Origin of the sequence: Ochrobactrum chromiisoli (assembly GCF_026241335.1) — a bacterium.
In the GTDB taxonomy this organism is placed as follows: domain Bacteria; phylum Pseudomonadota; class Alphaproteobacteria; order Rhizobiales; family Rhizobiaceae; genus Brucella; species Brucella chromiisoli.
Genome location: NZ_JAPHAV010000014.1, coordinates 20,542 through 33,404, shown reverse-complemented (window position 1 = coordinate 33,404; position 12,863 = coordinate 20,542). Strand labels below are relative to the sequence as shown.

Below are 12,863 nucleotides of genomic sequence, written 5' to 3'. Positions count from 1 at the left end.
CTGCTTATCCCTTTTTCTCGCAGTGTATCTCAAGGCGGGTGGCGAAAATCTTTGACATATCTGTGCCAGCCGGATCATTGAAAAAGGCGTCTGTCAGGGTGCCCTGATTTTGCGCAAGGGCTTCATCGGGGTCAGGGCGCACCACCTTGGATTTGCAGCCCGCAGGCAGACCTTTGACGACAAGTTCCTTGTCACTCACATAGTCGATGGCCGTATAAAAGGTCGGATCATACACACCGAAGCTGACCGTGTGTCCGGGTTCAAGCTTCAGTGGCTTTTCTGGTTTGCTGGTAAAAACGATCAGCAGGTGATTGTCGGAGAAGTCTGCGGCCAAGTCGGTGGGGCGCGCCATTTTGACATCTTTTCCGTCCGCAAGCACAGTCTGAAAATATTTGTATTCGGCGATAGAGCCGTTGATCACATGACCAAGGTCAATCAGCTCATTTCTGTCAAGCTGCAAATCACCGTTCTTGTCAAACTCCATCAAAACAGTTGATGAAAACACATCATCGAAACGCCAGATATGCGCGAGCTTTTCCACCGTGCCGTCCGGCGCAATCGTCAGCTCCAGCCTTGCATCGGCAAAAACATGCGGATGCGCTTTCGCAGCCATGGGCGTCAACACTGTGGTCAGTGTTACGGCAAGGACAATCGGGCGTTTCAGCCATGAGCGCAAATCGTGCATATAGGGGTTCCGTGAATTCGTCTCTAACGCATAGTCGTGAAGGCGGCAAAAGTGGGACGAGGGCAGCCTTTTCTATGCACGCGCTTCACGATCCTTGAACCATTGGGTCAGGAAGTCCACAAGCGCGCGGATTTTGGCCGGGAGGTAGCGGCGATGCGGATAGACGGCATAAATACCGCCGTCCTTGACGATAAACTCCTCAAGACAAGGAATGAGGCGACCCCGCTCGATTTCTTCTTCTGCAATAAAGGCCGGAAGCGAGCAAAAACCAAGTCCTGCAAGTGCGGCAGTTTTGGTTGCAACCGGGCTGTTGATTTCAATCGGGCCATTGACCGTTACCGTCATCATTGAGCCGTCAGTATTGCGGAAATGCCAGTTGTTGCGTGAGCGCGCATTGGTATCAATGATACAAGGCTTGTCAGCCAGGTCTTCCGGGCGTTCCGGCTTACCAACGCGTTCGATCAGGGACGGTGCACCACAAAGCACGGAATGGAAAGGCGAAAGCCTTTTGGCGATGAGAGAAGAGTCTTGCAGGCGCGTAATGCGGATTGCGAGGTCAAAACCTTCTTCCACCATATCAACGAAACGATCATCCAGCCGCACGTCGAGCACGATTTCCGGATGGGCCAGACAGAAATCGATCAGCGATTGCCCGATCACCGCATCGGCAAAGGTGCGCGGCGCTGAAAGCTTGATGCGACCGCGCGCATCCGAGCTTGTTTCGCTGACAGCATCCTGCAACGCATCAATCTCGCGAATGATCTCAACCGCACGATGGTAATAGGTATGGCCTGCCTCTGTCAGCGAGAACTGGCGTGTTGTGCGGTTTAAAAGTCGTGCGCCGAGCTCGTCTTCCAGCTCACGCACATATTTGGAAAGCAGCGCCTTGGATCGTCCGATCTTTCGCGCAGCAGCCGAAAAGCCCTCTGCTTCGACCACGTCGATGAATGCGCGCATACGTGTAAGGGTATCCATGGCCTGGTCCTGTTTTTCAAGAATGTGTCGATAGAGTGCAATCAGCATCCGGTACGGTTGGCAAGGTGCGCGCCGCATTGTCGCCAATGATTGTTTCCAATTGTTGTGTGAAACGCGTGCTGTCGCTGCTTTGGCGGGCAACTGATTCGGTCAAAATTTGCCGATTTCTGCGCCCATTTGGCATTCCGGCCACGTCAGAAATGCTTTTTACAGCCACACGCTCACCTTTAGGCCGTCCGCCTTCCGCTGGGGGCAGGGGCTTTTCGGGCTTTGCGATGATCGCGTTAAGCGGATCGAAAGGCGTCATTGTTCACAACCAGCGACGAGAATCCGGGGATATAGTCAATTAAAGCTTAAGCTTTGCGGTAGAATGTTTCACTATTATTGAACAATGGCAAGCGCAGCGGGTGGATTACCCGCCGCAAAAATAATTTTGCCGCGACAAAGATTTGTCATTGAATGGACACATCATTGCGATTATATCGCCCTTGCCCAAAGTCGCACGTGCCTGTGGGTGTCCGCCGATCCTCGAATGGTGAGGAATTCGGTACGGTACCTGGACCTAACCGCTCCAGTCGATCTGTAGGCCAACCGCCAGATCGAGGACATCTTGAAGCAACGACGGTGCGGGCCTTTCTAGTGTCTTTCGGCTGTCCAAAAGCCGGAATTACTGAAGAGGCACACCTTCATTGCCAGAAGTGCGGATGCGGTTCTCCAATTCCAATCCAAGGCAGACAAAGCGGAGTAACGCGGGTTTAGCGTTGTTCCACCGCCGCATGAGTTTTCGCGTGACCTCAGCATCTCCAAAGGCTGGCCTCACCGCGAATGCGCTTATGCATACTTTGTCCCTTAGAATGCGGCATCAGAATAAGCCGTGCGGGAGAACGACCATGGCTACACAGCGTATTATCGACTTCCTCAACACCCGCCGCCCGGATGGCCCTTGCCTCGTCGTTGACACCGACGTCGTGCGCGAAAACTATCAGAATTTTGAAAAGGCATTGCCTTACTCGCGCATTTTCTATGCTGTGAAGGCAAATCCTGCGCCGGAAGTGCTGAGTCTTCTTGCATCGCTTGGCTCGTGCTTCGATACGGCATCGATTGCCGAAATCGAAATGGCACTGGAAGCAGGCAGCACCCCAAACCGCATCTCTTATGGCAACACCATCAAGAAGGAGCGCGATGTTGCGCGCGCTTTCGAACTGGGCATCCGCCTCTTTGCCGTTGATTGCGTAGAAGAAGTCGAAAAGGTTGCACGTGCTGCTCCCGGCAGTCGCGTGTTCTGCCGCGTGCTTACGGATGGTGAAGGCGCTGAATGGCCGCTGTCACGCAAGTTCGGTTGCGTGCCTGCCATGGCTATCGACGTGCTGCGTCATGCAAAGTCGCTCGGTCTCGACTCCTATGGTGTATCGTTCCATGTCGGCTCGCAGCAGACGGATCTGAGTGCATGGGATCGCGCGCTTGGCGATGCTGCATCGGTGTTCCGCACGCTGGCTGACGAAGGCATTGTGCTGCGCATGGTGAATATGGGTGGCGGTTTCCCAACCCGTTACCTCAAGGACGTGCCGACCGCTCAGGCCTACGGCATGGCGATCTTCGATGCGCTTTCAAAGCATTTCGGCAACCGCATTCCAGAAACCATCATTGAACCGGGCCGCGGCATGGTTGGCAATGCAGGCGTGATCAAGACAGAAGTGGTTCTGGTTTCGCGCAAGTCGGACAATGACAATGTGCGTTGGGTTTATCTCGACATCGGCAAGTTCGGCGGTCTGGCCGAAACCATGGACGAGGCGATCCGCTATCAGATTGTGACCCCACGCGATGGCGGTGAAACCGAGCCTTGTGTACTGGCTGGCCCAACCTGCGACAGCGCGGATGTCATGTATGAAAAGACGCCATATCCGTTGCCAGTGTCGCTGACCATCGGTGATGAAATTCTCATCGAAGGCACAGGTGCTTATACCACCACCTATTCGTCGGTGGCATTCAACGGCTTCGAACCGCTCCGATCCTACGTCATCTAATCTTTCAGGCAACTGGAAGGTTCTCTTCATCTGCCCGGCGCTGCAATGCGCTGGGCGGGATGTGTTGCTGCCCGTATTGGGGTGAGATGTCATGAATGCTAATCTTGAAATTCAGGAAAATGTTGTAACCGGCCTGTTGCCGGTTTTTGCACCTGCTTTCACCATTGTGGGCGAAGCAATTGCGCATGTCATTGCGCGCGAAGCGTTGCTTGATCGCGCCATGGGTGAGGGCCGCCGCAGAAAGTCGTCGGAAAAACTGCGTCGTGGGCGTCTTCCAGCGGAAGGTCTGGCTTTTTCGGCAATGGCTGCCGATGGTCTGCTTGTGGGCACCGTCCGGCTGTGGAACGTTCATGCCGGTCTCGACGCATTTGGCTTTCCGGTTTCCGCACTCTTGCTCGGTCCGCTTGCGGTGGACCCATTGGCTGCCGGTTGCGGTATCGGTTCGGCCTTGATGCAGCACGCAATTGCTCAGGCAAAGCGCCGGGGCCATGGTGCCATCCTGCTGGTTGGTGATCCCGAATATTACGGGCGTTTCGGCTTTACGGCTGAAAAGACCGGCGATCTTGCGATGCCCGGCCCCTATGAAAAGCGTCGGTTTCTGGCGCTTGAATTGAAAGCGGGTCATCTGGATGGTGCGCAGGGAATTTTACGTGCCAGCGGCCGCAAAGTTTCGCGTATTTCCTGAAACTTCTTAGGATAGACGCACCAGCCGTCCGAAATTGCGGACGGCTGTTATCGCCAGGCCGAGCATAAAGCCTGCAATCAGTCCGGCAATGACGATCAGCTTGCGCGACGATCCTGCCGGGTCGAGCGGCGGACGTGCTTCAGAAATCACGCGAACATTGGTCGTCGTGATGCCTTCCTGTTCGCTTGTTTCGCGCGAGCGCAGAAGGAATGCTTCATAGACCGAACGTAAAGTTGTTGCTTCACGCTCCAGCTCGCGCAGTTTCACGCGATCATTGTTGCTGTTGGCCTGTTGAGACTTGAGCTGCGCAAGACGTGCGTTCAGGTCTTTTTCCTGTTGCAGCGACCGCGCGACTTCGACCTGCAATGAAGCACGAATGCGACGCAATTCGGCATCAATATCATTGAGTACAGTCTGCTTTTGCGACTGAAGCTGAATGAATTGCGGATGACGCGGACCAAGCTGGGTGGACGCACCATTGGCGTTCTGGCTCGCAAGCGCATATTGCGCGCGTAGTGCCGTCAATGTGTTGGAACGTAAATCTTCCGGCAAGGTGCCGGAAATGACGCTGCCTGTATTGGCATCGTTGAGCACTTGAATCCGCGCTTGAAGCCGCATGCTTTCAGCGCGCTGGTTTGTCAGCTGATCGTTAAGACGTGTCAGATCGTTGTCGCTGATCAGTTTGCCATCGACATCAACAAGATCACGCGAGGCACGAAAATCTGCTGCCGCTTTTTCTGCCGTTTCGACGCTGCTGCGCATATCGGCAAGGCGCTTGGAAAGCTCGTCCGCATTGCGGCGCGCCACATCCGACTGCAGTGAATCAAGTTCTTTCTGGAAAACGGATCCGATAAGATTGGCGATTTCAGCCGACTTTTCCGAACTGCGGGTTTTGACTGAGACAGAATAGATAAAGGTCTTGGGGTCGCGACCGATGGTTACGCTGTCATAAAGGTTATAGAGAACACGCGTTTCAAGAGCCTGACCGTCACTTTGGGTCTGGGGGCTGATCACACTTTTAAGCTGCGCAAAAAAGCCTGCAACGCCGGTGGGGACAAAGGTTCCGTTAAATTCGGGGTCTTTCGTCAGATTGGCTTGGTCAATGACTTTGAGCAATACACTGCTTGAATCAAGCAGCCGTGCTTGGCTTTCTGCAATAGCCAAAGAGGCATCCGTTGGCAGCTGGCCGGGTGTTAACTCAGTGCCGACGGAGCGCACATTGCGCGGATCGACCAGAAGATCGGTCGTGGCCACGAACATCTGCGGAATTGTCAGTGCATAAAGCGTCGCTACAAGGCCACCGAGCAGGGTCGTTGCCAGAAGCAATCGACGAGACCCTTTGACGATTTCAATTGCGACACGCGGATCAACCAGTGGCTTCCATTCCGTATCCCGCACTTCATGTTGGATGGCTTGTGTTGCGATTGTCGCGATAGGATTCGGCTCCGGTTTGGCTTTTTCAACAGCCTGATCTTTCAGGCCATTTTCGCGCTCAGCAATCTTGCGTTCAAGCTCGGCTTTGATAGAGGCCATGCGGGCGCGCAGCTCGGAAACCTCTTGTTCTTCCGTTGCTTTCTTTTCCTGCTGGTTGCGGAACAGTTCAGCGCGTTCTTCAGGCGTTGCAGGCGGCGTCCAAGGCGGGGTAATCGTTTGCTTTTCACGTTTGGACGTGTCGGATTCTTCGCGGCTTGCCTCAGGCGCGTCAGAAAATGCAAGAAGAGGTTTCTCTTCTCTTCCCTTATTGCGTTTGTCCTCACCGCTCATCGTCAAAGATGTCCGTACCCCGAAATGACTTAGTCTTCTGCTGATTATAGTTTTTTTATGGAGAAGAAATGGTTAACGCACGGATCAATGATAAGGCGTAGTGGGTTTTAATTAAGTCTTTTTTGCTAAGTTCGATCTCATGGCCGGTGAGACGGCTTTAAAGCGTGACACAAGATAAAGCACGAGGCCTTGAGTGATCGCGAAAGCACTCCAGAAATTATTGGGTAGCCGCAGTGCAATGGTGCGGGATTATTTCTCGCTTTTTTCCGGCTCTGCCGGACGTCTGGTCGTTTCACTGCTCTATTTTGTAGCGCTGGCAAATACACTGCCCACCGGAGATTTTGGCATTTTTGCCACGGCATCCGGCACGGGTGTGGTTCTTTCACGCCTTGTTTCGCTTGGTTTTAGCTCTCCGCTTTATCGTATCTCGACGGTCAAACCGCTGCTGCTTGGAACCTATACCGCAGGTTATCTTGCAGCGCTTGTGCTTTCTTTGCCGCTTTTCGCGCTCTGTTCCTGGCTCGTTTATTTCATCTTCTTTGGCCGGGATATATCATTCCTGCCTTTTGCCGTTGTGGTGGTCGCCGAGGCGCTGTTGTGGCGTTCGATTGAAATGATCATCATCGTCAATAACGGTTTGCGGCGCTTTGGTATTTCAGCGCTTCTGGTGATTTTTGGTACAACCATGCGTGCTATTGCCGCTGTTTTGTTCATGTTCTTCGCCACCAAGCATGATGTTGTGCATTGGGCGTGGTGGTATGCAGGGGCAAATGCTGTCGGCTTGATCTTTGCATTGCGCTTTTACCCAAGGGTGAAACTGCGTTTCGAGCCACGGCTATATATACGGCGTGTTTCCGATTCAATTGCCGTGATGGGGGCGGAACTGCTGTTTTACATCCAGAGCGAACTCGATAAGCTGCTGGTTCTGAGCATCGGCGGTCCAACGACGGCCGGTGTCTATGCGATTATCATGCGTCTGGTTGACCTTACAGCACTGCCGATCCGCTCATTTAATATGATGCTGGTGCAAAAGCTCATGCGGAGCCCGGATATGCTGGCTTCACTGCGCATCAAGATAGGGCTGGAATTTGCGGTCTTTGTGGTTTCGGTTGCAGGTCTTGGCGCCATGGTGATCTTTCTGCAATTTTTTCCGACAGCGCTTGGTGCAAGCGTTGCGCCGATTGTTGGACTTTTGCCGCTGGTGCTGTTGGTGCCGGGCTTCCGCAATTTGATCGAATATCAGACAGAAATTCTCTATGCACGTGGCCAGACTGGTTTGCGCACATTGAGCATGGTGCTGATGACGGCGGCCAAAGCGCTGTTTGTCTGGCTGCTGCTGCTTCATTATGGCGATAACAATGACTGGATTGCCGGGCTTAACTTTGTCTTTGCGGGTATCTATGTCCTCTCGCTGGTTTTCACCTATACGAGTATGCGATTGCCCGCAAAGCGGGTGTAAAAAAGCCCGGAGTATTGTTCACTCCGGGCAAAAGATTAAGCGCCGATGATCCGGCGAATATCGTTAACCGACAAGCTCAGGAATGACTGCATGCCGATGGCAACCTGATGTGGTTCCATCTCAGCGATAAAAGTGCGGAATTCTTCTTCCGTGGGTGGCGGTGCAAACCATTGCATGCGACACAGATCGTGCGTGTCGTGGAAATGGCCTGCGCCATCCAGAATATCATCAACATAATGGCCGTAGATAAAGCATTCGGAGAAGCGTCGGACATTGCCGATGGCAGCAACCCAATGCTGACCGGTGTGCTTTTCGATACGCTCGCACATGCCGATGACCGAATCTCTGCGCCAGGAAACAAGCTGGCCGATATAGTCATTCAGCGCACTCTTGCCATTCTTGACGCCAAGAAGCTTTCCTGCGTTCTCTGCCCAAACGGGATGTTCCGGCCATTCAGGATTGGCAAGCGCATTGGGCCGGTAGAACAGGCGCAGCTTATCCTCGTGCCAGAGTGTGTTGCAATCAAAGGGCCGGACAAAAGCAGTGTCGGAATCGGTATAAAGCAGTCCGTCTTCTTCCACCTTGTCTGCCAGTGCAATGCGGCGCAACTGCTGTACATGCCAACCGCGCAACGGTTTGGTTTTAAACGACAACCAGACGCGACGGCGCCCGAGATAGGTCGGATCGGGGAAGGCTCGCAACCAGGACGGCAACAAATCTCGCTCGTCAATCACGATGCGATTGGCGTTCTCTATCTGCCGAAAAAGCGCAACATCTTTGCTGTCGACCAGAATATAATGCTTGGTGAAACCGGTGACATGTTTGTCCATGGTTTCGCATAAGAGCTTGCAACGCTCAAAGTCCTGATCCCAGCTTGCGGTGACAATAGCTGTCTTCAAGGGTTGCCCCCTGACAGCTTTGCTTTTGCAACACGCCAGAGAAACACTGGATTGCCAACCAGATAGCGCTTTGCCAGACGGCGCGGCTCCTGCATCAGGCGATGCGCCCATTCCATTTTGAGCGTGCGGACCCAATGGGGTGCGCGCTGCACGCGGCCGGTATGCAGATCGAATAAGGCGCCAACCGCGCTCGCAATCGTGCAATGTTCGGCTGTGATGTATTTGTCGATGAACAGCTCCTGCCGCGGAACACCCATGGCCACCAGCAGCATATCGGGATGATATGCCTTAAGCTGATCCAGAATGCCGTCTATATCCGCAGGCTTGAAATAGCCATCCGAGATCACACGATAATCGTGCTGCGGGATTTGCTTCTCAAAAAGCTGCACTGTGTGTGCAGCAACGCCGGGACCGCCACCAAGCAACGCCACTTTCATCGGGCGTTTGATATGCTGCATCAAGCCGGGGATGAAGTCTGTGCCGTTGAGATTGGCTGGAAATTTTTCACCATAAGCGACCTTGCTGGCAATATCGACACCAACACCATCAGGCAGGATCAGAAAATTTTTGAGCGCTGCCATATAGGCCGGGTCTTCATGCGCAATATTGGCATTGTTGGCATTAAGCCAACCCTGCTTCAAGAAGGCCCGGTTTTCGATTCGCTTTTCAAAATAAGCGAATGAACTGCCCCAGTCGAAACAGACAACCTTGATGCCGAGAATATTTCGGTATTCGAGTTTTTCGGATGCACTATGCGTCATATTCAGTCTGCTTTTCCTGTGACGTCCTGAAGTTTCTTTAAGCCTCGGGCGATTGCGCTGTCCATGCCTGCGATTTGTGCCTGTTTAAAGGCTTTGCCGTCCAGTCTTTGATCGTCACCTTCATTGATTGCTTTAAGGCGCTCTACGATGGCTGCGGCAAATTCAGCAGGCTTGTCGGCCATTGTGCAGTTGGCCGGGATATTGCCAATACCACGAACCGAATGAGCGGTGGCAACACTTGGTTTTCCCAGCTCAAACGTTTCTATCGTTTTCAACTGAACGCCTGTGCCCGCGCGGCTGATCAGAGGTATCAGTTTGCCACTTTCAACGAATTTGGTGGCATCAGGCACTTTGCCGACGAAATTCACACCCGGCCAGGCCGCAATAAGATCGGCGGGTGTGTTGCCTGCGATGGCGATTGTGATGTCTTTTGGCAAAAGCGGTTTGACTTCGCGCAGAAACCATTCAAGGCCAATGCGGTTGGGGTGCCATGTCCATGTACCGATGAGCGCGAGATCATATTTGGCTGCCTCCGGTTTCACGGTTTCGCTGTTGCCCGGCATGACAAGCGGGAGTGTTGCAAATTTATTTTTGTCGAGGCCCAGTGCCGGGCCGTCTTCTTCTGCAAAGGTGAAGACAAAGCTTGCCTGTTTGCAAAGCCTGCTCTCCAGCTTTTTGAGAATCCTAGCCTCGCGGCCAAACAGAAATTTCTGAACCTTGCCTTTGGCATCTGCCGCATTTTCTTCTGCCGAACGGTATTCGACATTATGCGCAACGAAAATCGATGGCTTGTCCTTGAAAATATCTTCAAAGGCGCCCGGCAGCGTCACACCGTTGAGCACATAGGCATCGAATTCACCGAGTTCGGTGATCGCATTATGCAGTTCAACTGCTGGGATAACCCGCAGCTTTGCCGACGAAACCGTCAGCCCTGTGAGAAAAGATTTCAGCACCCAGCCGATCTTGCGCTTGATGCCGGCGCCTTCTGTGCGTACTTCCACTTCGCCAAGAACGATCGTGTCTTTGTTTTCAGCCGCCGGATGTCCCGGCCAGGTGAAACCGAGAACAGTGACATGAGCACCGGCGCGACGCAGACCATCGATAACGGCGGCATTCGCAACTTCATAACCCGTCGAAGCGACCGCATGTGGAACAAGTGATGTTACGAAGACAAGACGACACGGTTGCAATTCAGCTCCTAACCGATCTTAATGAGTATTTGCTAAAGCCACTCTCTACAGCCATGCAGTGAACTTTTCTTTAAACGTTTATCAATAGTGGAAAGATAAACATAAAAATGTAAATCTCTGAAATAAATCGGAAGCCGAGATGATAGAATTACCGGATCATATTGAAGTAATCGCTAAAACGCCTGGGCTTGCCTATGATGAGATCGATATTGTCGTTTCTCTTCCTACATTTAAGCGGCCTGAGCATCTGATCAGAACCCTCGATACGTTGAATGCGCAAACGACAAAGCGTCGTTGGGCAGTGGTGGTTATCGAGAATGAGACTGAAAAGAAAGAAGGCGCAACCGTTGCAGCTCCGCTTTTCGAGGCTGGCAAATATAACGGCATGCTTATTGGCGAGTCGCATCGCGGCAATTGCAATGCTTATAATGCCGGTTGGCTGACGGCGACCAAGTTTTTTCCAAATTTCAAATATGTCATTGTCATTGATGATGATGAACTGGCCGATCCTGACTGGATCGAGAATATGGTTTCGACGGCTGAGCGTTATGATGTCAGTCTGGTTGGCGGCCCGCAGTATCCGATTTTTGAAAAGCCGAATTCTGAAAAGTGGGCGAAGCATCCGGTTTTCCTGCCTCATTACACGAAGACCGGCCCGGTGCCGATCATCTATTCATCGGGCAACCTGCTGATTGCGCGTGCTGTTTTGGAAGCGCATAGCTATCCGTTTATGGATCTGAAGTTCAACTTTACTGGTGGCGGCGATTCTGACTTCCTGTCCCGCTCTATTGCCAAGGGCTTTAAAGTTGCGTGGTGTGCGGAAGGCATCGTGCGCGAAACCATTCCTGCGCGCCGTCTGGAACGCGACTGGATCACCTCGCGTGGTTTGCGCAATGGCGTTCTTTCAACACTGATTGAGCAGCGTAAACGCAAGGATGAGCCGTTTGGTCAGGTGCGCGTGTTCCTGAAGAGTTTGGCTCTTCTGGCCTATTCGCCGATCAAAGCACTCAGAAGAGGTTTTGCGGCCGGCTTTGCGCCTGTCGGCACTTACTTTATTCATATCGGTCTGGGTCGGGTGATGGCGCATTTTGGATATTTGAATGAGCAGTATCGCAACCCGGACAAGAACTGATACGGCCTCGTTCGATCCGTTGAAGGCGACGATGCGCCAGATCGCGCTCGTCGCAGCAACAATTATATTCTGCATTCTGCTGATTTCTTTTCGCCCGTTTTCGCAGGCCGTTGTCGTTGATGGCCAGCAGGCGGGCGATAGTGTCAATCAGCTTGGCTTCGGTCTCGTCGGAGTTATTTCGCTGGCTGCGCTTGCGATGTTTGCTGATCCGCGCAAGGTCTTGCGGCTTGCAAGCCTTGGCTGGGGCCTGATGTTTGCCATTCTCATCGCTTCGGCCTTCACCAGTCCTGATCTGGGAACGGCCATTCGCGGGATCATGCTGACACTGATCGGTGTTCTTGCCATAGTCGCTGTGCTGGCTTTGCCGCAGGACGCTGACGGCTATTCCATTATGCTGCTTATAGTGGCATCAATTGTGATTGTGATTTCATATGCTGGTGTGGTGCTGTTGCCTAATCTTGGCACCCATGGCGCTGACGCTGCCGAGCCACAAAACTCATATCTGTGGCGCGGGGTGTTCACGCATAAGAATATTGCCGGGCCTGTTATGGCGTTTTTTGCTTTTGGTGGCATCTATCTGTGGCGACGCGGCTGGCGGGTCAGTGGGGCACTGATTGCATTATTTGCCCTGTTCTTCGTGGCGCATACTGGATCAAAAACCACGGTTGCACTGGTACCCTTTGCCATGATTCTGGTCATTGCCCCGGGTATGTTTGGTGTACGTGGGCTGGCGCCACTTATGATCGTGGTCATTCAGCTTGCTTTTGCGCTTTTCACAATCGGCACGGTGCTGTTTGAGCCTCTCCACCAGATTGTTCTGAATTTCTCGGTGGACCCGACTTTCACCGGGCGCACATCAATCTGGGCTTTTGCTATTGAAGCGCTGCATAACCGCCCATGGACCGGCTTTGGCTATGAAAGCTTCTGGAGTACTGGGGCAGCAAAAGAAGCGGCCAATCCATATTACCTTGATTGGGATGTGCGCGGCATCGTGCATGGCCATAACGGCTATCTCGACATCACGCTGTCCACGGGGCTCATCGGTCTTATCTGCGCAATTTTTGTGATCATTGTCATGCCGCTGGTCAACTATATGCGGTGCAGGCCAACGCGAGAAAACCTGCTTCTCGCAGACTTTTTTCTCATGTTTGTGTTTTTCGGCACGCTGAACGCGATGCTGGAAAGCTTTTTCTTCCGCCGCATGGACCCGGTTTGGCTCATGCTCATCTTTGCGATCTTTGGCTTGCGCATGACAGCGAAAGTCACCATTCCCAAGCGGTCTGTATAAT

General features: G+C 52.9%; 12 protein-coding genes. 5 read left to right on the top strand and 7 right to left on the bottom strand.

Features of this window, described 5'->3' with window-relative positions; genetic code table 11:
• Window positions 1–4: 4 nt before the first annotated feature.
• From OPR82_RS18815 to OPR82_RS22820, 3 genes are all read right to left on the bottom strand, one after another.
• The gene (locus OPR82_RS18815) at window positions 5–613 is read right to left on the bottom strand and encodes a DUF1007 family protein (RefSeq protein WP_407673276.1); all 609 of its coding nucleotides are present in this window, start codon (window positions 611–613) and stop codon (window positions 5–7) included.
• A gap of 144 nt (window positions 614–757) precedes the next feature.
• Window positions 758–1,660 carry a LysR family transcriptional regulator gene (locus tag OPR82_RS18810; protein WP_265986424.1) on the bottom strand — a complete coding sequence of 301 codons (903 nt, stop codon included), beginning with the start codon at window positions 1,658–1,660 and terminating at the stop codon, window positions 758–760.
• A gap of 16 nt (window positions 1,661–1,676) precedes the next feature.
• Entirely contained in the window at window positions 1,677–1,967 is a 291-nt protein-coding gene (locus tag OPR82_RS22820; RefSeq protein WP_265986423.1) for a hypothetical protein, read from the bottom strand.
• 583 nt (window positions 1,968–2,550) lie between these two features.
• Between OPR82_RS22820 and OPR82_RS18800 the strand changes: the two genes are divergently transcribed.
• Entirely contained in the window at window positions 2,551–3,684 is a 1,134-nt protein-coding gene (locus tag OPR82_RS18800; protein WP_265986422.1) for a type III PLP-dependent enzyme, read from the top strand.
• Window positions 3,685–3,775: 91 nt separating this feature from the next.
• Window positions 3,776–4,369: a GNAT family N-acetyltransferase gene (locus tag OPR82_RS18795; RefSeq protein ID WP_265986421.1), complete on the top strand. Its 594-nt coding sequence runs from the start codon at window positions 3,776–3,778 to the stop codon at window positions 4,367–4,369.
• A 6-nt stretch (window positions 4,370–4,375) separates the two neighbouring features.
• Here OPR82_RS18795 and OPR82_RS18790 read toward each other — a convergent pair whose 3' ends face one another.
• Window positions 4,376–6,133, bottom strand: a complete 1,758-nt coding sequence (locus tag OPR82_RS18790; RefSeq protein ID WP_265986420.1) for a GumC family protein — start codon at window positions 6,131–6,133, stop codon at window positions 4,376–4,378.
• A gap of 193 nt (window positions 6,134–6,326) precedes the next feature.
• Here OPR82_RS18790 and OPR82_RS18785 point away from each other — a divergent pair, with 193 nt between their 5' ends.
• Window positions 6,327–7,592, top strand: a complete 1,266-nt coding sequence (locus OPR82_RS18785; protein WP_265986419.1) for a lipopolysaccharide biosynthesis protein — start codon at window positions 6,327–6,329, stop codon at window positions 7,590–7,592.
• A 35-nt stretch (window positions 7,593–7,627) separates the two neighbouring features.
• Here the strand turns inward: OPR82_RS18785 and OPR82_RS18780 are convergent, their stop codons facing one another.
• From OPR82_RS18780 to OPR82_RS18770, 3 genes are read right to left on the bottom strand one after another with little or no spacing between them, the layout of a single operon-like run.
• Complete coding sequence (locus OPR82_RS18780) at window positions 7,628–8,491, bottom strand: DUF6492 family protein (protein ID WP_265986418.1); 864 nt, start codon at window positions 8,489–8,491, stop codon at window positions 7,628–7,630.
• Window positions 8,488–9,252 carry a WecB/TagA/CpsF family glycosyltransferase gene (locus OPR82_RS18775; RefSeq protein ID WP_265986417.1) on the bottom strand — a complete coding sequence of 255 codons (765 nt, stop codon included), beginning with the start codon at window positions 9,250–9,252 and terminating at the stop codon, window positions 8,488–8,490. The genes OPR82_RS18780 and OPR82_RS18775 overlap by 4 nt, the downstream gene beginning before the upstream one ends.
• A 2-nt stretch (window positions 9,253–9,254) precedes the next feature.
• Entirely contained in the window at window positions 9,255–10,442 is a 1,188-nt protein-coding gene (locus OPR82_RS18770; protein WP_265986416.1) for a glycosyltransferase, read from the bottom strand.
• A 139-nt stretch (window positions 10,443–10,581) separates the two neighbouring features.
• On the opposite strand from OPR82_RS18770, the gene OPR82_RS18765 reads away from it, so the two are divergent.
• Both OPR82_RS18765 and OPR82_RS18760 read left to right on the top strand, forming a co-directional pair.
• A complete protein-coding gene (locus OPR82_RS18765; protein ID WP_265986415.1) occupies window positions 10,582–11,574 on the top strand; it encodes a glycosyltransferase family 2 protein in 993 nt (330 codons plus the stop codon).
• Window positions 11,543–12,862, top strand: a complete 1,320-nt coding sequence (locus OPR82_RS18760; protein ID WP_265986414.1) for an O-antigen ligase family protein — start codon at window positions 11,543–11,545, stop codon at window positions 12,860–12,862. Before OPR82_RS18765 ends, OPR82_RS18760 begins: the two co-directional genes overlap by 32 nt.
• Window position 12,863: the final 1 nt, after the last annotated feature.

Coding starts and splice junctions, on each gene's coding strand:
- OPR82_RS18815 (WP_407673276.1), bottom strand. CDS start 613: ATGGCTGCGAAAGCGCATCCGCATGTTTTTGCCGATGCAAGGCTGGAG.
- OPR82_RS18810 (WP_265986424.1), bottom strand. CDS start 1,660: ATGGATACCCTTACACGTATGCGCGCATTCATCGACGTGGTCGAAGCA.
- OPR82_RS22820 (WP_265986423.1), bottom strand. CDS start 1,967: ATGACGCCTTTCGATCCGCTTAACGCGATCATCGCAAAGCCCGAAAAG.
- OPR82_RS18800 (WP_265986422.1), top strand. CDS start 2,551: ATGGCTACACAGCGTATTATCGACTTCCTCAACACCCGCCGCCCGGAT.
- OPR82_RS18795 (WP_265986421.1), top strand. CDS start 3,776: ATGAATGCTAATCTTGAAATTCAGGAAAATGTTGTAACCGGCCTGTTG.
- OPR82_RS18790 (WP_265986420.1), bottom strand. CDS start 6,133: ATGAGCGGTGAGGACAAACGCAATAAGGGAAGAGAAGAGAAACCTCTT.
- OPR82_RS18775 (WP_265986417.1), bottom strand. CDS start 9,252: ATGACGCATAGTGCATCCGAAAAACTCGAATACCGAAATATTCTCGGC.
- OPR82_RS18765 (WP_265986415.1), top strand. CDS start 10,582: ATGATAGAATTACCGGATCATATTGAAGTAATCGCTAAAACGCCTGGG.
- OPR82_RS18760 (WP_265986414.1), top strand. CDS start 11,543: ATGAGCAGTATCGCAACCCGGACAAGAACTGATACGGCCTCGTTCGAT.